This is a genomic window from Novosphingobium sp. GW821-FHT09E05, from assembly GCF_059416165.1.
Genome location: NZ_JBWKOQ010000001.1, coordinates 752,554 through 775,541 on the forward strand (window position 1 = coordinate 752,554; position 22,988 = coordinate 775,541).

The following is a 22,988-nucleotide window of genomic DNA, read 5'->3' on the forward strand; positions in this document are numbered from 1 at the left end:
CGGTTGGGCAGCGAGGCGCGGGGCTTCAGAAAAGCGGGGCCTGCATTCGCGAGGGCGACGGTGGTTTGAAAAGCGATGGGTCCCGCTTCAGCCCGGAGTGCGCGTGATCGTCCCCCAGCCCGCCTGAAAATTGGCGGCTAGGCCGGATCTCCCGCCACCGGGACATGACCGTCCCGCGGCTCGGGAACCTGGAGCCGGGCGATGAGCCCGCCGTCGGGGGCGGCGGCGAAGGACAGCTTGCCGTCGAAGCGCATCATCAGCCGGTGCGCGGTCGGAATGCCGAGGCCGAAGCCCTTGGTGTCGCGCGCCCGCGCTGCGTCCAGCCGGAAGAACGGGTCGAGGATCGCGTCGAAATAGCAGGAAGGGATGCCCGGCCCGGAGTCGGCGATCTCGATGCACCAGCGCCCGTCCACCCGCCGGATCGCGACGCGCGCCTCGGTGCCGAACTGGATGGCGTTCTCCACGAGCGCCTGCAGCGCCAGCGCCAGCGGCTCGCGGAAAGTGCGCACGGGCGCCGGGCCGGGCGCCGTGAATCGCGCCCGGTCGCCGTAGGGGAACAGCACCGCGCGCACCATCTCGCCCAGCTCCACCGTCTCGGGCTCGGCGGCGAGGTGCTGCGCGCGCAGGAAGCGCTGGAGCGAGGCGAGCAGCGCCTCCATCTCGTCCACGCTGGCGAGGATCACGCCGCCCAGCTCGGCATCGTCGATCAGCTCGGCGGCGACCTTCTGGCGCGAGAGGGGCGTGCGCAGGTCGTGGCTGATCGCCTCGAACGACTTGGCCTGATCCTGCAGCAGCCGGGCGATGCGCTCCTGCATGACGTTCATTGAGTGCGCGAGCTTGCGCAGGTCCGGCGAGCCGCCTTCGCGCACGGTGACCTGCCGCCCTTGCCCAATCGCGTCGGCGGCATCGCTCATCCGCCGCAGCGGCCGGGTCAGGACGTGGAGCGCGGCCAGCCCGATCGCGAGGCACGCCAGCGTCGTCGCCAGCGTCAGCACCGTGGCGCGCAGGGCGACGGGCCACGCCGCGTTCATGTCGCGCGAGCGGAAGTTCAGCCAGTGCCCGTCGGTCAGCCGGATCGAGCCGATGAGGTCGCGCTTGTCGTGATGGACTCGCCGCACCGCGAGGCGCAGCGACCGGCCCTCGAGCGAGGGCTCCCACTCGACGATGCGCCGGGTGATCTCGTCGAGCGTCTCGGTGGCGTCCGGCCTGGCGACGCTGGGTGCGTCGGCCACGGCGGCGGCGAGGTGGCGGGTGGTCATGGTCGGCGCGGTCAGGCCGGGGTCGAGCGCGTGGATGCGGTCGCTGACGACCAGCAGCTCGGCGACGCGACGCGCGTGGTCCTCGCTCAGCGTCTGGCGGTCGATCGACTGATAGAACACCAGGCTTGCGGCCAGCTGCATCACGCCCAGCAGCAGGAATACGAGCGCAACGTAGACCGCGAAGCGCGGCGCGAAGGGTCGGGCCACCTCTTGATCCTCTCTCAATGCGCACCGGCCCGGCCCCGCGATGCCGATGCGCTTGGGGCTGCGGTCCCACCCGGACCCGGCGCCGTCAACCGAAGCGACGGTGCCAGCAACGATTTGATACGCATTTCGGCGCCAGCGCAACGCCGGGCAGTTCGCCGCACCGGTTTCGCGGGCGGCGTCCGGGAGCACCTGTTTAATCTGACAGGCACCGCGCGGGGGGCGCTGGACTAGTCTCCTGCGCAATCAGCGCCCGCCCGGCCCGAATCGCCGGCCGGGGACGAGGCGCGCGGAGCGGAGAGACCCTGATGATCCGGCACGTCGTGATGCTCAAGTTCAAGGCGGACGCCGATCCCGCCAAGATCGAACTGTTCATCGAGGAGGTGAAGAAGCTCTCGCACCTCAACCGCGAGGTGCGCGACTACAGCCACGGCAAGGTCGTCCACACCCGTTTCCACTCGGGCGACTTCGACTTCGCCAACTGCTGCGACATCGACAGCTACGAGGCGATGGAGCGCTACATGTCGCACTGGTCGCACCTGCGGATGACGCCGTTCCTGCCGGACATCCTGGAAAACATGATGTCGTTCGACTGGGAGATCGACTACCACGGGCCCGCCTTCGACGAGGCCCTGGCGGCCGAGGAAGCGGAGCGCGAGAAGGCCCGCGTGCTCCGGGTCCACGAGGACCCCGCCAGGGCTTACGTGCCCGAAGTGCGCGGCCAGACCCGCGAGCGCGCGCTCGAAATGTGCGCGGCGGCGGGCGTGACGCTGGCGGCGGATGAGGAGGAGATCATCGGCTCCGTCTGGGCGCCCAACCGCATCATGTTCGTGACGCCCGATGCCGGCACCGAAGTGGCGAAGGGCTCGGAGATCCGGATCGGCATCACCGGCGACTGGCTGGCCGGCCCCGCCGTGCCCGCCGGCGACGCACCGGCGTGGTGAGCGGTATGATCGTACTGGCCGGACACCTGAAGACCGCTCCCGACCTCGTCGAGGACCTCGCCGCGACGCTGCGCGCGTTGGTCGCGCCGACGCTGAAGGAGGATGGCTGCCTCGCCTACCACTTCGCCGTCGACAGCCGCGAGCAGGGCACCGTGCTTGCCTATGAACGCTGGCGCGACGAGGCGGCGCTGGCGGCGCATCTCGGCCAGCCCTCGGTGCTCGCCGTGCTGGGCGCCTGGGCGGACCGCATCGACACTTCGGGGGTGCGCAAGTTCGATGCCCTCAACGAACGGGCCTTCGCCGACTGAACGGCGCCGATGCGCACGAGAACACCGGGAGAGAGACAGTGATAAACCGCCGCATCGTACTGGCATCGCGTCCGACCGGAGTGCCGGATGCCGCGAACTTCCGCATCGAGGAGGTGGAACTGCCCGAGATCGGGGAAGGGCAGGTCCTGCTCGAAAACCGCGTCTTCGCCATCGACCCGGCCGTGCGCGGCATGCTCGACGACGTGAAGAGCTACATGCCGCCGGTGCAGATCGGCGGGCTGATCCCGACCATGGTGCTGGGCCGCGTCGTCCAGTCGCGCAATCCCGACTTCCGCGAGGGCGACTACGGCCGCGCCTTCATCGGCTGGGAGACGCATTCGGTGATCGCGCCCGGCAGCGTCGGCTTCGAGAACGTGCGCGTGGCGGACGACCTGCCGCTCACCGCCTACATGGGCGCCTGCGGCTGGTCGGGCATCACCGCCTACGTCGGCCTCAAGCGCTACGGCGAAATGCGGAGCGGCGACGAAGTGCTGATGAGCGCGGCGGCGGGCGCGGTCGGATCGGTCGGCGGCCAGATCGCGCGGCTTTCGGGTTGCCGCGTGGTCGGCACCGTCGGCTCGGCGGAAAAGGCGCGGCACGTCACCGAGGACCTCGGCATGCACGGCGCGATCAACTACCGCGACTGCGACGACCTCGACGCCGAGATCGCGCGGGCCTTCCCCGATGGCATCGACCTCTATTTCGACAACGTCGGCGGGGTCACGCTGGACACCGTGCTGCCGCGCATGAAGGCCTTCGGGCGCATCCCGGTCTGCGGCATGATCGCCAACTACAACCACCAGACCGAACCCTACCGGGTGCGCAACATGTGGCAGGTGCTCGTCAACCGCATCACCATGCGCGGCTTCCTCGCCTACGAGGCGGCGGACATGCTGCACGAGGCGGAGGACGCGCTGACCGGCTGGGTGCGCTCGGGCGAACTGATCGCCACCGAGAACGTCGCCACCGGCCTCGAGGCCACGCCGGATGCGTTCATCCGCCTGATGTCGGGCGAGACGACCGGCAAGACGCTGGTGCGGCTGGACGATGCGGTTTCGACGCTCGCCGACTGGAAGGCGGCGGCGCATGTCTGACGCGGCCATCGGGTCGCTCATCGCGAAGGCAAGGCTGGGCGAGCTGGTCGGCGAATACGCCAACCTCATCGACTGGCTCGACTGGGACCGGCTGGGCGCGGTGTTCTGGCCGGAATCGACCTTCGACTTCGGCATGTTCAAGGGCGATTTCGGCGCCTACCGCACCTTCGTCGCCGAGCTGGAGGAGGGCTATGCGCGCCGTCTCCACATGTTCGGCCTGCCGACGATCACGCTGTCGGGTGACCGGGCGCGGGTCGATGCGAGCTCGGTGATCGTATGCCGCACCGACGATCCGCTGCCCGGCATCGACGACGTGTTCTGGGGCCGCTACCTGTTCGCGGCCGAGCGGCGCGCGGGCGAGTGGCGGCTTTCGGGGCTGACCTACGTGCTCAACCTGTTCGACCGCCGCGAGCGGCAGGTGGACGACCGGGGCGGGCCGATGACCTTCGGCGACGGGCTCTCGCCGCGGCACCCGCTGGCTGCGGCGCGGTAGCTCACCGGGGCCGATACGACCACATCGCAACACTTACCCGTCGCCCCCGCGAAGGCGGGGGCCCCGCCTGCGCGGGGGCGACGGGGGGTTATCGGGGCGTCGGTTGTCATGTCGGGCTCCGGGGCGGCGATCAGCTCCGCGTATCGCCCGGCCAGGTCTTCTGCGCGGCCCATTGGTCCACTTCGAGCCGTCGCAGCTGTTCCGCGACGGTGCGTTCGATCGCAGCGCCCTCGGGTTCGCGGCAGCCCATGTGGTGGGTGAGCGCGGTGCGGGTGCCGTCGGCGCCGATCCATTCCACGGTCAGGCGCGACATGTCGGTCGCCGCCGAGGGACAGGGCACCGTGCGCTCGCTCCCCGTTGCCGGGCGAACCGGGGCGAGCGCGCGGCGCACCTCCTCGTAGACCGCGCGCCCGACCGAGTGCGAGCGCGCTCCGAGGACGGCGGTATGCCGCTCGCCCTCGAAATCGACGCGCCCGCCCGGTGTCACCGCGAGCGTGTAGACCGGGCAGAAGCCGAAGCAGGGCCCGCGCGAGATGCGTATCTCCTCGCGCGGGGCTGCGGAGGGGGTGAGGGCACCGGGCTGCATGCGGGGGGTGCAGCAAAGGAGCAGCCCGGTGCCCAGAACGATGGCGGAGAGGATGATTCCGCGCATCGCCCTTACCAGCCGATGGAGATCGATCCGCGCAGGGCCAGGTCGACCCGCCCGTGACGGTCCTCGGCGGAGACTTCCCCGCCCATCGTGAAGCCGGACGATCCGCCGATCGCGCGCAGGCGGGCGAACCAGCCGCTCGACGCATCGTCGCCCGTGACGGTGAAGTCGTTGCCGCCTTCGAAGTGCGCGGTCGTGGCGCCCAGGCCGCCCTGGAGGATTTCGCGCCAGCCGCCCTCGGTCTCGACGCGGAACCAGTTCTCGTCGCGCGCGCGCATGCCGAGGAAATCGACGCCCAGGGTCATGCTCGGGTTCACCGCCAGCTCGTCGCTGGTGCGCGCGGCGACGGTGAGGTTCAGCTTCTCGCCCCCGGTCTCGGTGTAGCCGTCCTCCTTCAGGCGCACGTAGTCGACGGTGACGCCGGGCCGGAAGAAGAAGAACTGCGAGCCGCCCTCGTAGGCGAAGCCACCGGCGGCGGTGACGAACGTGCCGTCCCACGCGGCGTCCATGGTGCGGTTCACGGTCTCGGTGCCGGCCATCCCGGTGAACTTGCGCTCCCCGTCGAAGTCCGCCTTACCGAACGATCCGCGCGCGAAGGCACTGAGCGGGCCGAACTTGGCGCGCCAGTGCGCGGCCGCCTCGAAGCCGCTCGAATCGACCTCGGAGACGTCGCCGTTCTTGTGGTTGTTCCAGAGGTACGCGACCGTCGCGCCGAAGCGGCCCAGCTTGGTCTCGTACTCGCCGGTCGCCGACCAGGCGTAGCCGTTGAGCTTGTAAGCCGCGCTTTCGCCGGTCTTGCGGTCGCTGCCCCAGACCGCCATGTTGAGCGTGGTGGTGAAGCGGCCGCTGCGGGCGATCGGGCCCTGCGGGTCCTGCATCTGGCGGGCGAGGGCGCGGGTGCCCAGGCTGATGCCCTCGAACGCGCCGCCCGCGTGGTCGGGCAGCAACTGGCCGACGGCGGCGCGGAAGGCATCGCCACTGGTGATGCCGAGGAACACGTCCGCGACCTTGTCATCCTTGCCCAGCACGTCGAAAACCGCGTCGTAGGCCGCTGCGCCCGAGCGGTTGAGCTCCAGTTCCTTGACCGTGCGGCGCGAGACGTCGACGACGATGGTGTTGGCGGCGGCCTCCTTGTCCAGTTCGGCCTTGAACATGAAGGGCACGAGGTCGGTCGAGGTCGCCAGCTTGTCGCGCCCGCTCAGGCTCCCGGCGGTGAGCACCTGGTAGCTGCCCTCGGCGGTCGAGACGTCGGCGAGGCGGATCGAGAGCTTCGCGCCTTCCGCGAAGCTGGCATTGCCCGAAACGGCGTAGGCCGAGCCCGCGCCCGCGGTCCTGTCCAGTGTGACGAGGACGACGCCGGTCGCGCCCACCTCGAGCGAGGCGATCGAGGCCGGCTTGTGGATGTCGAGCGTGCCGCCGGAGACCCTGACCGCCAGATTGCCGGCATTGGCGAGCGAGCCGCTGAAGCGCGCGGTGCCCGCAAGGTTGAGCGCGTCGCCGCCGCCGCCGAAGTCGACCGCGCCCGAATACACGCTCGAGCCGGCAAGCGACATCGTGTCATTCCCGGCGCCGAAGCTCACCGCGCCGGTCTGCGCCGCGTCGCCCGAAAGCGACAGCGTGTTCGAACCGCCGCCGAAGCTGACGTTGCCCGCCAGCGTACCGTCGGCGAGGTCCAGCACGTCGTTGCCGGCGCCCAGCCGCACGTCGCCCACGATCGCGGGCGCGGTCACGCCCGAGGCCACGGCGGTCTGCCGGATCACCGTGCCGCCGACCGCGTTCGACAGGTCGATGGCCACGTTGCGCCCCTCGCCGGCCTTGGTGCCGGTGGCCGAGATGGTGCCCGCGTTCTCGATCAGGTCGAGCGTGCCGCTGGCATCGACGATTGCGGTGGCCGATCCCTTCTCGCCCGCGACCGCCTTGATCGTGCCGCTGTTCCTGAGCGTGAACAGGGAGCCGCCCGCGTCGATGCGCACGGCGGTGGACACCGCGCCCGCCGGTGCGGCGGTGCCGGTGGCTGCGGCGATGGTGCCGGTGTTCTGGAGGAGCGGCGTCGCCGCGCCCGCGCCGATACGCAGGGCGGTCGCGCCGCCGTCGATCGAGGCGGCGCTGACGTTGCCCGAGATGCCGATGCCGTTGGTGATGCTCACCGCGCCGCCGCGTCCGCCGATGACGAGGCCGTTGGCGGCGACGCCCTTGTAGACGCCCACGCCTTCGACCGAGCCCTCGACGATGAGGCCGAACCTGCTCGCGGTGCCCGCAACCGGCCCGATGGTGACGGCATGGTCGGCCGCGCCGACCTGCATGGCGGCGGCGGAGCCGTAGGAGACGACCCGGGCATTGCCTTCCTTGGCGTCCTCGATGCCGTCGGCGTCGGAGTCCGGCTTGTCGGCGACGGCGGCGGGGGCCTTGGCGAGCACGATACCGCCGGTCACGTTACCCTCGACGATCAGCGCGGAGCCGCCCTGCAGCAGGTCGTCGGCGTCGAGCTTGGAGGGATCGGCGGGGGCGGCGGTGTAGCGGTAGCCGGTCGCCGCCACGGTGCCCTGGACGACCATGGCACCGTTCACGTCGCCCGCGAAGCGCGCGCCGACGGCGTCCTTGCCCTGCGCCGAAACGCTGCCCGCCAGCCGCACGTTGCCGTCGATCCGCTGCGCCGAGACGCCGACGGTGCGGTCGCCCACGACGGTGGTGGTGCCGTCATGGGTGAAGGCGCCGGTCAGCTTGCCGCCGAGCGCGATGCCCGCCGAATCGTTGCCCTCGACGGTGATCGTGCCGCCCTGGGTGAGCCTGCCGGTGTGGTCGCCCAGGGTGCGGATGCCATAGCGGCCCGAGCCCAGCGCGAAGGGGCCGTCGAGGTCACCGTCCTTGTCGGTGTCGGTGGGGGTGTAGGGCTCGTCGATGGTGATCGTGCCAGTGTTGACGATGTCGCCGCCGGTGCCCGCGAGCGAGGCGATGCCCACCGCGCCGTCCGCGTTGGTGACGGTCAGGACACCGGCGTTGGTCACCGCGTGGTTGCTGTCCTGCGTGATCGCGGTGCCGGTGGTCAGCGTGACGCCGCCGTCCTTGGTGACGTTGATGGCATCGGCCGCGCCGTTCCTGACGGTGGAGGTCTTCAGCGGGGCGGTCCGTTTGGTGGTCACGTCTTCCGCCTGCGCGGCGGCCGTGACGACGAACAGGGCAGTGGTGGTCAGCAGCGTCTTGGAAAGCGTCTTGGCAGGCAGGTAGCGAGGCATCGTCGTCCCTTCAGGTCGGTAATGACCTGAGAGACGGAGACCTGCGGAGAGCGCCTTGAAAAAAGTTTCGCCGCGACGGAACCGCCGGCGCGGCGGTCATTTCGGGGGCGGACACGCCGGGGGCAGGTGGCGATCCCAAGGCGACATAAGGCAGGTTACGCCGTGCTGGAAGGGACGGCTCCCATGGCGGACCTGCGTATCAAGGCTCGGGGTGTGTAGGAAAATGGTTTGTGGTGGGGATACTGGAGGGGCGACACCAGCCGTTAGCTATTGATACCGTCGTCGCCTCGCAGGTGGAGAATGCTGAACCGTCGGTGAGAGAGAAGGGCCGTTGGTTGGCATCCTATGCTGACGCCACTCTCAAAACTGCGCATAGTCTTCCTCGTTTGAGAGGCGGAAATATTCGCGACTGATAATGTATGCCGCCCCCAAGCAGGCCATGCATCGTCCAAGCTTGACCCATCCCCCCCAATCCCCTAAAGGCCCGCATCCCTCGCGGGTCTGCTCGCGGTGGACGACATAGAGCTGAACATTGCCATTCCGGCAGTTTCCCTCGGGTTTCCAGCGGTTTCGCCGTTGCCGGCCACTCGGGGAAACGGGTTTCTTCTTCCGATTCGGGGGAAGGGCGGACGGGTGGCAGAGTAATCCGGTAGCGCCTCGCGCCGGGTGGAGTGTTTTTCGGCTCACGGGCGACCGCAAGGTTGCGCCATTGCTCACTGGGTCCCGGCCTTCGCCGGGATGACGGGGCGGCGCGGTCCTTCCTGTTCGTTCGTGAACCCTCGCACTCTTCCTTTCGCAAGGCATGCCGGCCCGGTCCCAGGCCGGGGTGCGATGGGTCCGCGCCGATTTGGCTCGGCGCGCATCCATCGCACTCCCAATTTGAAAGAAGAGTATAGATGCCCACTATCAACCAGCTGATCCGCAAGGGTCGCGAACCGCAGAAGGCCAAGTCGAAGGTCCCTGCGATGGAGCAGAACCCCCAGAAGCGCGGCGTCTGCACCCGCGTCTACACGACCACCCCGAAGAAGCCGAACTCGGCTCTCCGCAAGGTCGCCAAGGTTCGCCTGACCAACAGCCGCGAAGTCATTTCGTACATCCCGGGTGAAGGCCACAACCTGCAGGAGCACTCGGTCGTGCTCATCCGCGGCGGCCGCGTCCGCGATCTTCCCGGCGTTCGCTACCACATCCTGCGCGGCGTGCTCGACACGCAGGGCGTCAAGGATCGCAAGCAGAGCCGCTCGAAGTACGGCGCCAAGCGTCCGAAGTGATCGGTCGCAAGCCTCGCGCCCGGCCACCCGTCATCCCAGCGAAGGCTGGGACCGCTGGCAGCCTACCGCGAGCTTGAAGGACTAAACCTACCGAGCGCCCAGTGAGGCCAGCGGTCCCAGCCTACGCTGGGATGACGGTTGAAGACCTCCGCTACGCTCCGGACCTTTTGGAGTTACAAAAATGTCACGTCGTCGTCGTCCCGAGAAGCGGGAAATCCTGCCCGATCCCAAGTTCGGGGATCTCATCCTGTCCAAGTTCATGAACAACCTCATGTACGACGGCAAGAAGTCGGTCGCCGAGCAGATCGTCTACGGTGCCATGGAAACCATGGAAACTCGCGCCAAGTCGGACCCGGTCCAGCTGTTCCACGATGCCCTGAACAACGTGAAGCCGCAGATCGAAGTGCGTTCGCGCCGCGTCGGCGGTGCGACCTACCAGGTCCCCGTGGAAGTGCGTCCCGAGCGTTCGCAGGCCCTCGCCATCCGCTGGCTGATCGGCGCGGCCCGCAACCGCCCCGAGACCACGATGGCCGCGCGCCTGTCGGGCGAGCTGCTCGATGCCGCGAACAACCGCGGCAACGCGGTCAAGAAGCGCGAAGACACGCACCGCATGGCGGACGCGAACCGCGCCTTCTCGCACTACCGCTGGTAATGTGATCGTGGTGCCCGGACGGCCTGCAAGGGTCATCCGGGCGTCACACTTTTATTTCAGGGCGCTTGGTCTTATCTGAAGGCCGCTATCGCTCCCGAAACCCTCGCTAAGGATTCTCCCATGGCCCGCAGCCATCCGCTCAACATGTACCGCAACATCGGTATCATGGCGCACATCGACGCCGGCAAGACCACGACGACCGAGCGTATCCTCTACTACACCGGCAAGTCCTACAAGATCGGCGAAGTCCACGACGGCGCCGCCACCATGGACTGGATGGAGCAGGAGCAGGAGCGCGGCATCACGATCACCTCCGCGGCGACCACCTGCTTCTGGACCTCCGAGGGCCAGGAATACCGCATCAACATCATCGACACCCCCGGACACGTCGACTTCACCATCGAAGTCGAGCGTTCGCTGCGCGTGCTCGACGGCGCGGTGGCCTGCTTCGACGGCGTCGCGGGCGTTGAGCCGCAGTCGGAAACCGTGTGGCGCCAGGCCGACAAGTACGGCGTTCCGCGCATGTGCTTCATCAACAAGCTCGACCGCACCGGCGCGAACTTCAAGTACTGCGTGCAGTCGATCATCGACCGCCTCGGTGCGACGCCTGCCGTGCTCTATCTTCCCATCGGCCTCGAAGCCGACCTGAAGGGCCTCGTCGACCTCGTGCACAACCGCGCGATCGTCTGGAAGGACGAAGCGCTGGGCGCCGAGTTCTTCTACGAAGAGATCCCGGCCGACCTCGCCGACGAAGCCGCCGAGTACCGCACCAAGCTCATCGAACTTGCCGTCGAGCAGGACGATGACGCGATGGAAGCGTACCTCGAAGGCAACGAGCCCGACGTCGCAACGCTCAAGGCGCTGATCCGCAAGGGCACGCTGGCACATGCGTTCGTTCCGGTCGTCTGCGGCTCGGCGTTCAAGAACAAGGGCGTGCAGCCCCTGCTCGACGCCGTCGTCGACTACCTGCCTTCTCCGCTCGACATCGAAGACGTCCAGGGCGTCAAGGTCGACAGCGACGAGCCCGACAGCCGTCCGCCCGAAGACAGTGCGCCGTTCTCTGCGCTCGCCTTCAAGGTCATGAACGATCCCTTCGTGGGCTCGCTCACCTTCATCCGCATCTACTCGGGTACGCTGTCCAAGGGCACCTACCTGAACTCGGTGAAGGGCAAGAAGGAGAAGGTCGGCCGCATCCTCGAGATGCACGCCAACGACCGCAAGGACATCGACGAATCGTTCGCAGGCGACATCGTCGCGCTGGCGGGCATGAAGGAAACCACCACGGGCGACACGCTCTGCGCCGAACGCGCACCGATCGTGCTCGAGCGCATGGAGTTCCCCGAGCCCGTGATCGAGCTGTCGGTGGAGCCCAAGACCAAGGCCGACCAGGAGAAGATGGGCATCGCGCTCAACCGTCTCTCGGCCGAGGATCCCTCGTTCCGCGTTTCGACCGACCACGAGTCGGGCCAGACCATCATCAAGGGCATGGGCGAGCTTCACCTCGACATCATCGTCGATCGCATGCGCCGCGAGTTCAAGGTCGAGGCCAACGTCGGTGCGCCGCAGGTGGCTTACCGCGAATACCTCGGCAAGCCGGTCGACGTCGACTACACCCACAAGAAGCAGTCGGGTGGTACCGGTCAGTTCGGCCGCGTGAAGGTCAAGGTCACGCCGGGCGAGCGCGGTTCGGGCATCACCTTCAAGGACGAGATCAAGGGCGGTAACATTCCGAAGGAATATATCCCCGCGATCGAAAAGGGCATGCGCGAAACCGCTGCCTCGGGCTCGCTGGTCGGCTTCCCGATCATCGACTTCGACATCGTCCTCTACGACGGTTCGTACCACGACGTCGACTCGAGCGCCCTGGCGTTCGAAATCGCCGGCCGTGCTGCGATGCGCGAAGTCGCGCAGAAGGCTGGCATCAAGCTGCTCGAGCCGATCATGAAGGTCGAAGTCGTCACCCCTGAAGAATTCATGGGCGACGTCATCGGCGATCTCAACTCGCGCCGTGGCCAGATCCAGGGCACCGACAGCCGCGGCAATGCCCAGGTCGTCGACGCCAACGTGCCGCTCGCGAACATGTTCGGCTACGTGAACTCGCTGCGCTCCTTCACCCAGGGCCGTGCGAACTACTCGATGCAGTTCTCTCACTATGACGAAGTCCCGGCGAACGTCGCGGCTGAGGTCAAGGAGAAGCTTGCCTGAGGGCAGCAATGGTTCTAGGGGCGGCGCCTGCATCCGCGGGCTCCGCTCCGATACCCGCAGATTCGAAATCAAGACGAAAGAAGGTTTGAAAAATGGCCAAGGCTAAATTTGAGCGGAACAAGCCGCACTGCAACATCGGCACCATCGGTCACGTCGACCACGGCAAGACCACGCTGACCGCCGCGATCACCAAGGTGATGGCTGAAGCGTTCGGTGGTACCGCCGTTGACTTCGCGAACATCGACAAGGCTCCCGAAGAGCGCGAGCGCGGCATCACCATCTCGACCGCACACGTCGAGTACGAGACCGCCGAGCGCCACTACGCGCACGTCGACTGCCCGGGTCACGCTGACTACGTCAAGAACATGATCACCGGTGCCGCCCAGATGGACGGCGCGATCCTCGTCGTGAACGCTGCTGACGGCCCGATGCCGCAGACCCGCGAGCACATCCTGCTTGCCCGCCAGGTCGGCGTGCCGCAGCTCGTCGTGTTCATGAACAAGGTCGACCAGGTCGACGACGCCGAGCTGCTCGAGCTCGTCGAACTCGAAGTTCGCGAACTGCTCTCGTCGTATGACTTCGACGGCGACAACATTCCGATCATCATGGGTTCGGCTCTCGCCGCTCTCGAAGGCCGCGACGACAACATCGGCAAGGAAAAGATCCTTGAGCTGATGGCCGCCGTCGACAGCTACATCCCGCAGCCGCCGCGTCCCACCGACAAGGCGTTCCTGATGCCCGTCGAGGACGTGTTCTCGATCTCGGGTCGTGGTACGGTCGTCACCGGCCGCGTCGAGACCGGCATCGTCAAGGTTGGCGAGGAAGTCGAAGTCGTCGGCATCCGCAACACCCAGAAGACCGTCGTCACCGGCGTCGAAATGTTCCGCAAGCTGCTCGACGAAGGTCGTGCAGGCGACAATATCGGCGCGCTGGTTCGCGGCCTGAAGCGTGAAGACGTGGAGCGCGGCCAGGTTCTCGCCAAGCCGGGCACCGTGACCCCGCACACCGAGTTCGACGCAGAAGTCTACGTTCTGTCGAAGGACGAAGGCGGCCGTCACACGCCGTTCTTCGCCAACTACCGTCCGCAGTTCTACTTCCGCACCACCGACGTGACCGGCGAAGTGATCCTCCCCGAGGGCACCGAGATGGTCATGCCGGGCGACAACGTGACCATCAGCGTCAAGCTGATCGCACCGATCGCCATGGACGATGGCCTGCGCTTCGCGATCCGCGAAGGCGGCCGCACCGTCGGTTCGGGCGTCGTGTCGAAGATCACGAAGTAATTCGCTGATCTGAAGCTACGGCTACAGTGATAGGCCCGGCCTTGCGAAAGCAAGGCCGGGCTTTTCGCGTTTATGGCTTCTGGCCTTAGTTGGCAGGGCGCCCTTGGGGCGTTTACGGCGCCCGCAGTTCTCCCTGTGCGATCTTCCACGCATCCGAGCCCTTGGGCGCCTCGGGGATGGCGCTGAGGTCGATGTAATAGACCGGCGGCGGCACGCGGCCGAACGGTATGGTGATGCAGGGGCCGAGGCAGCCGGGGAAGGTCGAGACATCCGGCGGATGCAGCGCGCCCGTTCTCGTGCTCTCGTCGACGGACCTGGAGGCGGGAACCCGCTCGCTGGTGCCGTCACCGCCGTGGGAGCAGACGACGATCGTGCCGGCATCCCCGCCGTTGCTGGCGCGGGCTGCGTCGAGGCAGGCATCGTCCACCCGCCCGCCGTGCGAATCCGGCAAGTTGGCATGGGCGGTGAGAACGTCGGTGCCATCGGCAAGGTCGATGGGAACTTCGGTTCCGCTCGGGCCGTAGGCTGATCCTGCGGCAGCAGCGGCGCCGGAGGCCAGGCATACGAAAGTCAGCGCGGCCAGCGCGCCGGAAATTTTTGTGGCAATTGAGTGCATTGGCAGCGGCTTCTGTTAGGCGTCGCCGGACGGACCTACGCCGAGGATCGGGCGCAGGGAAGGGCGGAAGCGACGAACTGCGCGGGCTTGCCTGGAAAACCTTCAGGACCGCGAGAAATCAGCGCTTGCCCGACTCGCCCTTGCCGTGTAGGGGCGCGTCTCGAATTTAACGGGACTTCGGTCCTTTGGCTCTTTCTCATCGGTGTAGGTAATGGAAGCTCAGAACATCCGCATTCGCCTCAAGGCGTTTGACCATCGCGTTCTCGACCAGGCAACTGGCGAAATCGCTGATACGGCCCGCCGCACCGGCGCGCTGATCCGGGGCCCCATTCCTCTGCCGACGCAGATCGAGAAGTTCACGGTCAACCGCGGCCCGCACGTCGACAAGAAGTCGCGCGAGCAGTTCGAGGTCCGCACCTACAAGCGTCTCCTCGACATCGTGCAGCCCAACGCTGCCACTGTCGACGCGCTGATGAAGCTGGACCTTGCGGCCGGCGTGAACGTCGAAATCAAGCTGGCCTGAGCCGGCTGACGGGGTAACCCTCAGGGGTTGCCCCGATAAGTCCTTTCCGATCGGACTTTAAACGATCGAGGCAAAATTCGAACCTCCGGGTTCAAATTACCTTGTCGGTCCACTGGGCCGGCTTCGCGGGGAGAAACCCGCTTAGACAGCGCCCCGGAGGGAAACCGATGGGGACACAAGGGATACCTCCGCTGCTTTCCTCGGAAAGTATCGGGAATGCGTCCCCCGTCTCGCTTCCGCTGCCCATACAGGGTTCGCAGGGAGCACCTGACCCGGACGGGGTTCGTATCACACATAGGGTTGGACACGCGCACGGGGGATGGTCCTGCGTGCGCCTCTGTAAGGAGAAGGTCATGCGTACCGGCGTGATCGCCAAGAAAGTCGGGATGACCCGCCTGTTCCAGGAGGATGGCCGCCATGTGCCCGTCACCGTCCTGGCCCTGGAAGGCTGCCAGGTGGTTTCGGTCCGCACCTCTGATCGTGACGGTTACGTCGCGGTTCAGCTCGGTGCTGGTGAAGCCAAGCAGAAGAACGTCGCCAAGCCGCAGCGCGAGCATTTCGCCAAGGCTGAAGTTTCCCTCAAGATGCGCGTCGCGGAATTCCGCGTCGCCGACGACGCCCTCCTCGAGGTCGGCTCGACGATCGCAGCCTCGCACTTCGTGCCCGGCCAGCTGGTCGACGTAGGCGGCCACACGCAGGGCAAGGGCTTCCAGGGCGCGATGAAGCGCTGGGGCTTCGGAGGCATGCGCGCCACCCACGGTGTCTCGATCTCGCACCGTGCACACGGTTCGACCGGTCAGCGCCAGGATCCGGGCAAGGTCTTCAAGAACAAGAAGATGGCCGGCCACATGGGCGACCGCCAGCGCACCCAGCAGAACCTCGAAGTCGTCCGCGTCGACGACGAGCGTGGCCTGATCTTCGTCAAGGGCTCGGTCCCGGGTTCGAAGAACGCCTGGCTCACCGTTTCGGACGCCGTCAAGGTCGACCGTCACGCCGAGGCTCCGTACCCCGCCGGCCTCAAGACGGCTGCCAACACCAACGACACGGCCGCTGCCGAGACCCCCGCTGACGTGGCGGCTCCCGAAGCGACCGAAGGCCAGGAGGGCTAATCATGAAGGTTCAAGTCCTCAACATCGACGGTTCGGCCGCCAACGCCGACATCGAGCTTTCGGACGACGTGTTCGGCATCGAGCCGCGCGCTGACATCCTGCACCGCGTCGTCACCTGGCAGCTCGAGAACCGTCGCGGCACCGCCCGCGCCACTCGCGAGCGTTCGGAAGTCGCGCGCACCGGCAAGAAGTTCGGCCGCCAGAAGGGTGGCGGCACCGCCCGTCACGGCGATCGCGCAGCTCCCGTGTTCATCGGTGGTGGTAAGGCTCACGGTGCTCGTCGCCGCGACTTCAACCCCTCGCTGAACAAGAAGATCCGCGCACTCGGTCTGAAGATGGCTCTCTCGGCCAAGGCCCTGAACGGCCTGGTCATCGTCGACTCGCTCGACGTTGCCGACGCCAAGACCAAGGTGCTTGCCGGCGAGCTCGCGAAGGCGAACTTCGGCAAGAAGGTTCTCGTCATGGACGGTGAGCAGGTCAACGAGGGCTTCGCCCTGGCTGCCCGCAACATCATCGGCGTGAACGTTCTCCCGGCTGTCGGCGCCAACGTCTACGACATCCTGAAGCATGATACGCTGGTGCTCACCCGCGCCGCTGTCGAAAAGCTGGAGGCCCGTTTCAATGGCTAAGAGCAACGTGGACATCCGTCACTTCGACGTGATCCTCTCGCCGCACATCACCGAGAAGTCGACCCTGCTCTCCGAGCACAACGCGGTCGTCTTCAAGGTGGCCGATGCGGCGACCAAGCCCCAGATCAAGGCTGCCGTCGAGGCGCTGTTCGATGTCAAGGTAACTGGCGTCAACACCCTGGTCACCAAGGGCAAGACCAAGCGCTGGCGCGGTAGGGAATACCGCCGCAGCGACGTGAAGAAGGCGATCGTCACGCTGGCCGAAGGCCAGTCGATTGACGTGACCGAAGGCGTGCGGGGCTGATCCGATGGCACTGAAGAAATATAACCCGACCAGCCCGGCGCGCCGTGGCCTGGTCCTCGTCGACAAGTCGTCGCTCTGGAAGGGCAAGCCCCTCAAGGCGCTGACCGAAGGCAAGAGCAAGACCGGCGGCCGCAACAACAAGGGTCACGTGACCTCGCGCGGTATCGCCGGCGGTCACAAGCAGAAGTACCGCTTCATCGACTTCAAGCGTCGCAAGTGGGACATGGAAGCGACCGTGGAGCGGATCGAGTACGATCCCAACCGCACCGCCTTCATCGCCCTGGTGAAGTACACGGACGGCGAGCAGACCTACATCATCGCGCCGCAGCGCCTCGCAGTCGGCGACGTCGTCGTCGCCGGTGAGAAGACCGACGTGAAGCCGGGCAACGCCATGCTTCTGTCGCAGATGCCGGTCGGCACGATCTGCCACAACGTCGAGATGAAGCCCGGCAAGGGCGGCCAGATCGCCCGTTCGGCAGGCACCTATGTGCAGGTCGTCGGTCGTGACCGCGGCATGGTCATCGTTCGCCTGAACTCGGGCGAGCAGCGTTACCTGCGCGGCGATTGCATGGGCACCGTGGGCGCCGTGTCGAACCCCGACAACGGCAACCAGACCCTCGCAAAGGCCGGCCGCAAGCGCTGGCTGGGCCGTCGTCCGCTGACCCGCGGCGTCGCCAAGAACCCGGTCGATCACCCGCACGGTGGTGGTGAAGGCCGTACCTCGGGCGGCCGTCACCCGGTCACCCCGTGGGGCAAGCCGACCAAGGGTGCCCGCACCCGCAACAACAAGCAGACGGACAAGCTCATCATCCGTTCGCGTCACGCCAAGAAGAAGAGGTAAGTCACGATGGCACGTTCCGTCTGGAAAGGCCCCTTCGTCGACCTCTACCTTCTCAAGAAGGCTGAAGTTGCGCAGGATGCCGGCAACCGTGGTGGCCCGATCAAGACCTGGTCGCGTCGTTCCACCATTCTCCCGCAGTTCGTTGGCCTGACCTTCACGGTCTACAACGGACACAAGTTCATCCCGGTCTCGGTCAACGAGGACATGGTCGGCCACAAGCTGGGTGAGTTCGCTCCCACCCGCACGTTCCCGGGCCACGCCGCCGACAAGAAGGGTAAGCGCAAGTGAGCAAGCAAGCAGCACCCCGCCGCGTTGGTGACAAGGAAGCTCTTGCGGTCAACACGAACATTCGTGGTTCGGCCCAGAAGCTCAACCTGGTCGCTGCCCTGATCCGCGGCCGTCCGGTCGAAGACGCGATGAACATCCTCGCGTTCTCGACCAAGGCGATGGCCGTGGACGCCCGCAAGGTGCTCGCCTCGGCGATCGCCAACGCGGAGAACAACCACAACCTCGACGTCGACGCTCTCGTCGTCGCCGAGGCGTCGGTCGGCAAGTCGATCACCATGAAGCGTTTCCACGCTCGTGGTCGCGGCAAGTCCACCCGCATCCTCAAGCCGTTTTCGCGCCTGCGGATCGTCGTTCGCGAAGTCGAGGAGGCCTGATCCATGGGTCATAAGAGCAATCCGATCGGTCTGCGCCTGCAGATCAACCGTACCTGGGACAGCCGCTGGTATGCGGAAGGCCGGGACTACGGCAAGCTGCTTGAGGAAGACCTCAAGATCCGCAAGTCGATCATGACGACGCTGCCGCAGGCCGCGATCTCCAAGGTCGTCATCGAGCGTCCGGCCAAGCTGTGCCGCATCTCGATCTACGCGGCCCGTCCCGGTGTGATCATCGGCAAGAAGGGTGCGGACATCGAGAAGCTGCGCAAGCAGCTCGCCGCGATGACCTCGAGCGAAGTGAAGCTGAACATCGTCGAAATCCGCAAGCCGGAAGTCGACGCCAGGCTGATCGCCCAGGGCATCGCCGACCAGCTGGTTCGCCGCGTGGCGTTCCGCCGGGCGATGAAGCGCGCGATGCAGTCCGCGATGCGTCTGGGTGCCGAAGGCATCAAGATCATGTGCGGCGGCCGTCTCGGCGGTGCGGAAATCGCCCGTGTCGAGCAGTACCGCGAAGGTCGCGTTCCGCTTCACACGCTGCGTGCCAACATCGATTACGCTGACGTCGAGGCGCTGACCGCCTACGGCATCATCGGCATCAAGGTGTGGGTCTTCAAGGGCGAGATCCTTGGTCACGACCCGATGGCGCAGGACCGGTTGATGATGGAAGCCCAGACTTCCGGCGTCCGCCCGGCCCGCTGATCCTAGGATAGAGTTAGCACCATGCTGCAACCGAAAAAGCACAAGTTCCGCAAGGCCTTCAAGGGCCGGATCAAGGGCGACGCCAAGGGTGGCACCGACCTGAACTTCGGTTCCTACGGCCTCAAGGCCATGGAGCCCGAGCGGATCACCGCCCGCCAGATCGAGGCGGCCCGCCGCGCGATCACGCGTCACATCAAGCGTCAGGGTCGCCTCTGGATCCGCATCTTCCCCGATGTGCCGGTTTCGAAGAAGCCTGCCGAAGTCCGCCAGGGCAAGGGCAAGGGCGCGGTCGAATACTGGGCCGCCCGCGTCAAGCCGGGTCGCATCCTGTTCGAGCTGGACGGCGTTGCCGGCCCGCTCGCCGCGGAGGCGTTCGAGCGCGCCGCGATGAAGCTGCCGATCAAGACCAAGGTCGTCGCCCGTCTTGGCGACACCTCGCATCTGGGAGGCGAATGATGGCCACCAAGACCGAAGACTTCCGCGCCAAGACCGACGACCAGCTGACGGCTGACCTCGTCGAGCTCAAGCGCGAGCAGTTCAACCTGCGTTTCCAGGCCGCCACGAGCCAGCTCGAGCGTCCGGCACGTATCAAGGAAGTCCGTCGCGACATCGCCCGCATCCGCACGCTCCAGGCTGAGCGTTCGGCGTCGGCGAAGGCGTAAGGAGAAGCAACGATGCCCAAGCGTATTCTTAGCGGGACCGTCGTCTCCGACAAGACGGACAAGACCGTGACCGTGCTCGTCGAGCGCAAGGTGAAGCACCCCCTCTACGGGAAGATCATCCGCCGCTCGAAGAAGTACCACGCCCACGACGAGGACAACGCCTTCAAGACCGGCGAGAAAGTCCGGATCGAGGAGACCGCGCCCTACTCGAAGACCAAGACCTGGAAGGTTCTTGACCGTCTTCAGGCGAGCAAGGGTACGGCCTTCGAAGCCGAGGTCTGAGACCTCGGTGACGGGATCGAAGCCGGGGGCCGTGGCTCCCGGCTTTGGCCGTAGCTGACGAGAGTTGACCTGGACGGGTGAATGCGGCAAAGGGCCGCCTTCGCCGGTCACCGGCGACTCGGGCCTCTTCGGGGGCCTGTATTTTTAGGAACTGCCGGACTGGTTCCGGCAAGCCAGTTGAGAAGGACCCGGATCGATGATCCAGATGCAATCCAATCTCGACGTCGCGGACAACAGCGGCGCAAAGCGCGTCCAGTGCATCAAGGTGCTGGGCGGGTCTAAGCGTCGTTTCGCAGGCGTCGGCGACATCATCGTGGTGTCGATCAAGGAAGCGCAGCCCCGTGCCCGCGTGAAGAAGGGCGACGTTCACCGCGCCGTGATCGTGCGCACCCGCAAGGACGTGCGCCGCACGGACGGCAGCGTGATCCGTTTCGACGGCAACGCCGCCGTGCTGATCAACAAGAACGAGGAGCCGATCGGCACTCGTATCTTCGGCCCCGTGGTGCGCGAACTGCGCGCCCGCGGTTTCATGAAGATCATCTCGCTCGCGCCGGAGGTCCTCTAAGATGGGTGCCGCTAAGATCAAGAAGGGCGACTCGGTCGTCGTTCTCTCGGGCAAGGACAAGGGCCGCACCGGCACGGTGCTCCAGGTCCAGCCCAAGGATGGCAAGGTCGTGGTCGAGGGCGTGAACGTCGCGACCAAGCACCGCAAGCCGACCCAGCAGAACCCGCAGGGCGGCATCGAGCGCGTTCCCGCGGCGATGGCGATCAGCAAGGTCGCTGTCGCGGACAAGGACGGCAAGCCGACCCGCGTTCGCTTTGAAACCAAGGACGGCAAGAAGGTCCGCGTGGCCGTGAAGTCCGGGGAGACGATCGATGGCTGAGCAGTACATTCCGCGCCTGCGGACCAAGTTCGACGCTGAAATCGCGAAGGCCATGACCGAGAAGTTCGGTTACAAGAACGTGATGGAAGTTCCCAAGATCGAGAAGATCACGCTCAACATGGGCGTGGGCGAGGCGAGCCAGGACAAGAAGAAGGTCCAGACCGCCGCAGCCGAGATGGAACTCATCGCCGGCCAGAAGCCCGTCATCACCAAGGCCCGCAAGTCGATCGCGCAGTTCAAGCTGCGTGAAGGCATGCCGATCGGCTGCAAGGTGACGCTCCGCCGCGAGCGCATGTACGAATTCCTCGACCGTCTGGTGACCGTGGCGATGCCGCGCATCCGAGATTTTCGTGGTCTGAACCCGAAGTCGTTCGACGGCCGTGGCAACTACGCCATGGGCCTGAAGGAGCAGATCATCTTCCCGGAGATCAGCTACGACAGGATCGACAAGGTGCGTGGCATGGACATCATCGTCACCACCACCGCGAAGACCGACGACGAGGCGCGCGAGCTGCTGCGCCTCTTCGGTTTCCCGTTCCCGGCTGAAGAGTCGGAACAGCAGGAGGCGGCGTGAGCCGCTGAAGAAGAGAGCTTAAGTCCATGGCGAAACTGAGTTCCGTGAACAAGAATGAGCGTCGCAAGAAGCTCGTCAAGAAGTATGCCGGTCAGTATGCCCGCCTCAAGGCGGTGGCTGACGATCAGTCGCTCGAAGAAACCGAGCGCCTCATCGCCCGCCTGAAGCTGGCCGAGATCCCGCGCAACGCCAACCCCACCCGGGTTCGCAACCGTTGCGCGACGACCGGTCGTCCGCGCGGCTACTACCGCAAGTTCGGCCTGTGCCGCATCGAGCTGCGCGATCTCGCCAACAAGGGGATGATCCCCGGCGTGACCAAGTCGAGCTGGTAAGGGTTAGAAAATGGCATTGACCGATCCCCTGGGTGACATGCTCACCCGCATCCGCAACGGCCAGCAGGCGAAGAAGGACACTGTCCTCTCGCCGGCCTCGAAGCTGCGCGCGCGCGTCCTGGAAGTGCTTCAGCGCGAGGGCTACATCCGTGGCTTCTCCGACGACGCGACTGGCGCTCACCCGCAGCTTCGCATCGAGCTGAAGTACTTCGAGGGCGAACCCGCCATCAAGCACATCGCTCGCGTCTCCAAGCCGGGCCGCCGCGTCTATTCGGGTTCCAAGGAACTTCCGATCGTGCGCAACGGCCTTGGCATCACCATCGTCTCGACGCCCCGCGGCGTGCTCTCGGATGCCGAAGCACGCACGGCCAACGTCGGCGGCGAAGTGCTTGCGGAGGTCTTCTGATGAGCCGCATCGGTAAAAAGCCGGTTGCGATCCCGGGCGGCGTGACCGCCCAGATCGACAACGGCGTTCTCTCGGTAAAGGGCCCCAAGGGCACCCTGACCCTGGGGCTGTCCAACCTCGTCACGACCTCGGTCGAGGGTGAGACCATCGCGGTCCAGCCCATCGGCAACTCGAAGTCGTCGCGCAGCCATTGGGGCCTTCAGCGCACCCTGGTTTCGAACCTGGTCGAAGGCGTCGTGAACGGCTTCACCAAGGTCCTCGAGATCAAGGGCGTGGGCTACCGTGCCGCTTCGCAGGGCAAGACCCTGAAGCTGCAGCTGGGCTACTCGCACGATGTCGACATCGACGTGCCGGAAGGCATCGAAGTGAAGACCCCGGACAACACCACGGTCGAGATCTCCGGCATCGACAAGCAGAAGGTCGGCCAGCTTGCGGCCGAGATTCGTCGCTGGCGCAAGCCCGAGCCCTACAAGGGCAAGGGTATCCGCTACCGCGGCGAGTTCGTCTTCCGCAAGGAAGGGAAGAAGAAGTAATGGCAAAGCTGTCTCTCTTCGCGCGCCGTGCGCGCCGCGTCCGCACCGCCCTCAAGGCGCGTTCGGGTGGTCGTCCCCGCCTTTCGGTGCACCGCACCGGTCGCCACATCTACGCGCAGATCATCGACGATGCGCAGGGCCACACTGTCGCCGCAGCTAACACGCTCGGCGCCAAGGGCACCGACATCGACGCCGCTGTCCGCGTGGGCAAGGAACTCGCCGAGGCAGCCGTCAAGGCTGGCGTTACCTCGGTCGTGTTCGACCGCGGTGGCTTCCTGTACCACGGTCGCGTCAAGGCGCTGGCCGATGCCGCCCGCGAAGGCGGGCTGGAGTTCTGATC

General features: G+C 66.3%; 30 protein-coding genes. 26 read left to right on the plus strand and 4 right to left on the minus strand.

Features of this window, described 5'->3' with window-relative positions; translation table 11 throughout:
• Window positions 1–137: 137 nt before the first annotated feature.
• The gene (locus AC07M9_RS03485) at window positions 138–1,466 is read right to left on the minus strand and encodes an ATP-binding protein (RefSeq protein WP_494881343.1); all 1,329 of its coding nucleotides are present in this window, start codon (window positions 1,464–1,466) and stop codon (window positions 138–140) included.
• 305 nt (window positions 1,467–1,771) lie between these two features.
• On the opposite strand from AC07M9_RS03485, the gene AC07M9_RS03490 reads away from it, so the two are divergent.
• From AC07M9_RS03490 to AC07M9_RS03505, 4 genes are read left to right on the plus strand one after another with little or no spacing between them, the layout of a single operon-like run.
• Window positions 1,772–2,407, plus strand: coding sequence for a Dabb family protein (locus AC07M9_RS03490; protein ID WP_494881344.1), 636 nt, complete (start codon window positions 1,772–1,774; stop codon window positions 2,405–2,407).
• A gap of 5 nt (window positions 2,408–2,412) precedes the next feature.
• Entirely contained in the window at window positions 2,413–2,715 is a 303-nt protein-coding gene (locus AC07M9_RS03495; protein ID WP_494881345.1) for a putative quinol monooxygenase, read from the plus strand.
• A 38-nt stretch (window positions 2,716–2,753) separates the two neighbouring features.
• The gene (locus AC07M9_RS03500; protein ID WP_494881346.1) at window positions 2,754–3,809 is read left to right on the plus strand and encodes an NADP-dependent oxidoreductase; all 1,056 of its coding nucleotides are present in this window, start codon (window positions 2,754–2,756) and stop codon (window positions 3,807–3,809) included.
• Entirely contained in the window at window positions 3,802–4,302 is a 501-nt protein-coding gene (locus tag AC07M9_RS03505) for a nuclear transport factor 2 family protein (protein ID WP_494881348.1), read from the plus strand. The genes AC07M9_RS03500 and AC07M9_RS03505 overlap by 8 nt, the downstream gene beginning before the upstream one ends.
• A gap of 130 nt (window positions 4,303–4,432) precedes the next feature.
• On the opposite strand, the gene AC07M9_RS03510 is transcribed toward AC07M9_RS03505, so the two are convergent.
• On the minus strand, window positions 4,433–4,954 hold the full coding sequence (locus tag AC07M9_RS03510) for a DUF6438 domain-containing protein (protein WP_494881349.1): 522 nt from the start codon (window positions 4,952–4,954) through the stop codon (window positions 4,433–4,435).
• Between the two features lie 5 nt (window positions 4,955–4,959).
• Complete coding sequence (locus AC07M9_RS03515; protein WP_494881350.1) at window positions 4,960–8,184, minus strand: autotransporter outer membrane beta-barrel domain-containing protein; 3,225 nt, start codon at window positions 8,182–8,184, stop codon at window positions 4,960–4,962.
• An 896-nt stretch (window positions 8,185–9,080) separates the two neighbouring features.
• Here AC07M9_RS03515 and rpsL point away from each other — a divergent pair.
• From rpsL to tuf, 4 genes are all read left to right on the plus strand, one after another.
• Window positions 9,081–9,452 (plus strand): 30S ribosomal protein S12, encoded by a 372-nt coding sequence (gene rpsL, locus AC07M9_RS03520; RefSeq protein WP_007682177.1) that lies wholly within the window; start codon window positions 9,081–9,083, stop codon window positions 9,450–9,452.
• A 181-nt stretch (window positions 9,453–9,633) separates the two neighbouring features.
• Window positions 9,634–10,104 carry a 30S ribosomal protein S7 gene (gene rpsG / locus AC07M9_RS03525; RefSeq protein WP_007682175.1) on the plus strand — a complete coding sequence of 157 codons (471 nt, stop codon included), beginning with the start codon at window positions 9,634–9,636 and terminating at the stop codon, window positions 10,102–10,104.
• A gap of 120 nt (window positions 10,105–10,224) precedes the next feature.
• Entirely contained in the window at window positions 10,225–12,309 is a 2,085-nt protein-coding gene (fusA, locus tag AC07M9_RS03530) for an elongation factor G (protein WP_494881353.1), read from the plus strand.
• Between the two features lie 92 nt (window positions 12,310–12,401).
• A complete protein-coding gene (gene tuf / locus AC07M9_RS03535) occupies window positions 12,402–13,592 on the plus strand; it encodes an elongation factor Tu (RefSeq protein ID WP_007682173.1) in 1,191 nt (396 codons plus the stop codon).
• A 112-nt stretch (window positions 13,593–13,704) separates the two neighbouring features.
• Here the strand turns inward: tuf and AC07M9_RS03540 are convergent, their stop codons facing one another.
• Window positions 13,705–14,208 (minus strand): hypothetical protein, encoded by a 504-nt coding sequence (locus AC07M9_RS03540; RefSeq protein ID WP_494881355.1) that lies wholly within the window; start codon window positions 14,206–14,208, stop codon window positions 13,705–13,707.
• Window positions 14,209–14,419: 211 nt separating this feature from the next.
• On the opposite strand from AC07M9_RS03540, the gene rpsJ reads away from it, so the two are divergent.
• The 18 genes from rpsJ (at window position 14,420) to rplR (ending at window position 22,986) form a co-directional block, all read left to right on the plus strand.
• On the plus strand, window positions 14,420–14,731 hold the full coding sequence (rpsJ, locus tag AC07M9_RS03545; protein WP_007682171.1) for a 30S ribosomal protein S10: 312 nt from the start codon (window positions 14,420–14,422) through the stop codon (window positions 14,729–14,731).
• Window positions 14,732–15,084: 353 nt separating this feature from the next.
• On the plus strand, window positions 15,085–15,840 hold the full coding sequence (gene rplC / locus AC07M9_RS03550) for a 50S ribosomal protein L3 (RefSeq protein ID WP_494881357.1): 756 nt from the start codon (window positions 15,085–15,087) through the stop codon (window positions 15,838–15,840).
• 2 nt (window positions 15,841–15,842) lie between these two features.
• The gene (rplD, locus tag AC07M9_RS03555) at window positions 15,843–16,469 is read left to right on the plus strand and encodes a 50S ribosomal protein L4 (RefSeq protein ID WP_007682169.1); all 627 of its coding nucleotides are present in this window, start codon (window positions 15,843–15,845) and stop codon (window positions 16,467–16,469) included.
• On the plus strand, window positions 16,462–16,773 hold the full coding sequence (locus tag AC07M9_RS03560; RefSeq protein WP_007682168.1) for a 50S ribosomal protein L23: 312 nt from the start codon (window positions 16,462–16,464) through the stop codon (window positions 16,771–16,773). The genes rplD and AC07M9_RS03560 overlap by 8 nt, the downstream gene beginning before the upstream one ends.
• Window positions 16,774–16,777: 4 nt before the next feature.
• The gene (gene rplB / locus AC07M9_RS03565; RefSeq protein WP_007682167.1) at window positions 16,778–17,614 is read left to right on the plus strand and encodes a 50S ribosomal protein L2; all 837 of its coding nucleotides are present in this window, start codon (window positions 16,778–16,780) and stop codon (window positions 17,612–17,614) included.
• Between the two features lie 6 nt (window positions 17,615–17,620).
• A complete protein-coding gene (gene rpsS, locus AC07M9_RS03570; RefSeq protein ID WP_007682166.1) occupies window positions 17,621–17,902 on the plus strand; it encodes a 30S ribosomal protein S19 in 282 nt (93 codons plus the stop codon).
• On the plus strand, window positions 17,899–18,276 hold the full coding sequence (gene rplV / locus AC07M9_RS03575) for a 50S ribosomal protein L22 (protein WP_007682165.1): 378 nt from the start codon (window positions 17,899–17,901) through the stop codon (window positions 18,274–18,276). Before rpsS ends, rplV begins: the two co-directional genes overlap by 4 nt.
• A gap of 3 nt (window positions 18,277–18,279) precedes the next feature.
• Window positions 18,280–18,975 carry a 30S ribosomal protein S3 gene (gene rpsC, locus AC07M9_RS03580; RefSeq protein WP_494881361.1) on the plus strand — a complete coding sequence of 232 codons (696 nt, stop codon included), beginning with the start codon at window positions 18,280–18,282 and terminating at the stop codon, window positions 18,973–18,975.
• Window positions 18,976–18,996: 21 nt separating this feature from the next.
• A complete protein-coding gene (rplP, locus tag AC07M9_RS03585; RefSeq protein ID WP_159983218.1) occupies window positions 18,997–19,431 on the plus strand; it encodes a 50S ribosomal protein L16 in 435 nt (144 codons plus the stop codon).
• A complete protein-coding gene (rpmC, locus tag AC07M9_RS03590) occupies window positions 19,431–19,637 on the plus strand; it encodes a 50S ribosomal protein L29 (protein ID WP_494881363.1) in 207 nt (68 codons plus the stop codon). Before rplP ends, rpmC begins: the two co-directional genes overlap by 1 nt.
• A 12-nt stretch (window positions 19,638–19,649) precedes the next feature.
• Entirely contained in the window at window positions 19,650–19,919 is a 270-nt protein-coding gene (gene rpsQ / locus AC07M9_RS03595; protein ID WP_007682161.1) for a 30S ribosomal protein S17, read from the plus strand.
• A gap of 196 nt (window positions 19,920–20,115) precedes the next feature.
• Window positions 20,116–20,484 (plus strand): 50S ribosomal protein L14, encoded by a 369-nt coding sequence (rplN, locus tag AC07M9_RS03600; RefSeq protein ID WP_494881366.1) that lies wholly within the window; start codon window positions 20,116–20,118, stop codon window positions 20,482–20,484.
• 1 nt (window position 20,485) lies between these two features.
• A complete protein-coding gene (gene rplX, locus AC07M9_RS03605; protein ID WP_494881368.1) occupies window positions 20,486–20,803 on the plus strand; it encodes a 50S ribosomal protein L24 in 318 nt (105 codons plus the stop codon).
• Window positions 20,796–21,377, plus strand: a complete 582-nt coding sequence (rplE, locus tag AC07M9_RS03610) for a 50S ribosomal protein L5 (RefSeq protein ID WP_494881369.1) — start codon at window positions 20,796–20,798, stop codon at window positions 21,375–21,377. The genes rplX and rplE overlap by 8 nt, the downstream gene beginning before the upstream one ends.
• Window positions 21,378–21,403: 26 nt before the next feature.
• Window positions 21,404–21,709 carry a 30S ribosomal protein S14 gene (gene rpsN, locus AC07M9_RS03615; protein ID WP_007682157.1) on the plus strand — a complete coding sequence of 102 codons (306 nt, stop codon included), beginning with the start codon at window positions 21,404–21,406 and terminating at the stop codon, window positions 21,707–21,709.
• A gap of 10 nt (window positions 21,710–21,719) precedes the next feature.
• The gene (gene rpsH / locus AC07M9_RS03620; RefSeq protein ID WP_007682156.1) at window positions 21,720–22,115 is read left to right on the plus strand and encodes a 30S ribosomal protein S8; all 396 of its coding nucleotides are present in this window, start codon (window positions 21,720–21,722) and stop codon (window positions 22,113–22,115) included.
• A complete protein-coding gene (gene rplF / locus AC07M9_RS03625; protein WP_494881371.1) occupies window positions 22,115–22,648 on the plus strand; it encodes a 50S ribosomal protein L6 in 534 nt (177 codons plus the stop codon). The genes rpsH and rplF overlap by 1 nt, the downstream gene beginning before the upstream one ends.
• A complete protein-coding gene (gene rplR, locus AC07M9_RS03630) occupies window positions 22,648–22,986 on the plus strand; it encodes a 50S ribosomal protein L18 (RefSeq protein ID WP_007682154.1) in 339 nt (112 codons plus the stop codon). The genes rplF and rplR overlap by 1 nt, the downstream gene beginning before the upstream one ends.
• Window positions 22,987–22,988: the final 2 nt, after the last annotated feature.

Bases quoted from the DNA above. Each gene is read 5' to 3' on its own strand.
- rplF (WP_494881371.1), top strand. From the start codon at position 22,115: ATGAGCCGCATCGGTAAAAAGCCGGTTGCGATCCCGGGCGGCGTGACC.
- rplD (WP_007682169.1), top strand. From the start codon at position 15,843: ATGAAGGTTCAAGTCCTCAACATCGACGGTTCGGCCGCCAACGCCGAC.
- rpsC (WP_494881361.1), top strand. From the start codon at position 18,280: ATGGGTCATAAGAGCAATCCGATCGGTCTGCGCCTGCAGATCAACCGT.
- AC07M9_RS03490 (WP_494881344.1), top strand. From the start codon at position 1,772: ATGATCCGGCACGTCGTGATGCTCAAGTTCAAGGCGGACGCCGATCCC.
- rplN (WP_494881366.1), top strand. From the start codon at position 20,116: ATGATCCAGATGCAATCCAATCTCGACGTCGCGGACAACAGCGGCGCA.
- rpsH (WP_007682156.1), top strand. From the start codon at position 21,720: ATGGCATTGACCGATCCCCTGGGTGACATGCTCACCCGCATCCGCAAC.
- AC07M9_RS03560 (WP_007682168.1), top strand. From the start codon at position 16,462: ATGGCTAAGAGCAACGTGGACATCCGTCACTTCGACGTGATCCTCTCG.
- rplX (WP_494881368.1), top strand. From the start codon at position 20,486: ATGGGTGCCGCTAAGATCAAGAAGGGCGACTCGGTCGTCGTTCTCTCG.
- rpsQ (WP_007682161.1), top strand. From the start codon at position 19,650: ATGCCCAAGCGTATTCTTAGCGGGACCGTCGTCTCCGACAAGACGGAC.
- AC07M9_RS03495 (WP_494881345.1), top strand. From the start codon at position 2,413: ATGATCGTACTGGCCGGACACCTGAAGACCGCTCCCGACCTCGTCGAG.
- rpsS (WP_007682166.1), top strand. From the start codon at position 17,621: ATGGCACGTTCCGTCTGGAAAGGCCCCTTCGTCGACCTCTACCTTCTC.
- fusA (WP_494881353.1), top strand. From the start codon at position 10,225: ATGGCCCGCAGCCATCCGCTCAACATGTACCGCAACATCGGTATCATG.
- tuf (WP_007682173.1), top strand. From the start codon at position 12,402: ATGGCCAAGGCTAAATTTGAGCGGAACAAGCCGCACTGCAACATCGGC.
- rplB (WP_007682167.1), top strand. From the start codon at position 16,778: ATGGCACTGAAGAAATATAACCCGACCAGCCCGGCGCGCCGTGGCCTG.
- rplR (WP_007682154.1), top strand. From the start codon at position 22,648: ATGGCAAAGCTGTCTCTCTTCGCGCGCCGTGCGCGCCGCGTCCGCACC.
- rpsG (WP_007682175.1), top strand. From the start codon at position 9,634: ATGTCACGTCGTCGTCGTCCCGAGAAGCGGGAAATCCTGCCCGATCCC.
- rpsL (WP_007682177.1), top strand. From the start codon at position 9,081: ATGCCCACTATCAACCAGCTGATCCGCAAGGGTCGCGAACCGCAGAAG.
- rplC (WP_494881357.1), top strand. From the start codon at position 15,085: ATGCGTACCGGCGTGATCGCCAAGAAAGTCGGGATGACCCGCCTGTTC.
- rplE (WP_494881369.1), top strand. From the start codon at position 20,796: ATGGCTGAGCAGTACATTCCGCGCCTGCGGACCAAGTTCGACGCTGAA.
- rplP (WP_159983218.1), top strand. From the start codon at position 18,997: ATGCTGCAACCGAAAAAGCACAAGTTCCGCAAGGCCTTCAAGGGCCGG.
- rpsN (WP_007682157.1), top strand. From the start codon at position 21,404: ATGGCGAAACTGAGTTCCGTGAACAAGAATGAGCGTCGCAAGAAGCTC.
- rpmC (WP_494881363.1), top strand. From the start codon at position 19,431: ATGGCCACCAAGACCGAAGACTTCCGCGCCAAGACCGACGACCAGCTG.
- AC07M9_RS03540 (WP_494881355.1), bottom strand. From the start codon at position 14,208: ATGCACTCAATTGCCACAAAAATTTCCGGCGCGCTGGCCGCGCTGACT.
- AC07M9_RS03515 (WP_494881350.1), bottom strand. From the start codon at position 8,184: ATGCCTCGCTACCTGCCTGCCAAGACGCTTTCCAAGACGCTGCTGACC.
- AC07M9_RS03505 (WP_494881348.1), top strand. From the start codon at position 3,802: ATGTCTGACGCGGCCATCGGGTCGCTCATCGCGAAGGCAAGGCTGGGC.
- rpsJ (WP_007682171.1), top strand. From the start codon at position 14,420: ATGGAAGCTCAGAACATCCGCATTCGCCTCAAGGCGTTTGACCATCGC.
- AC07M9_RS03510 (WP_494881349.1), bottom strand. From the start codon at position 4,954: ATGCGCGGAATCATCCTCTCCGCCATCGTTCTGGGCACCGGGCTGCTC.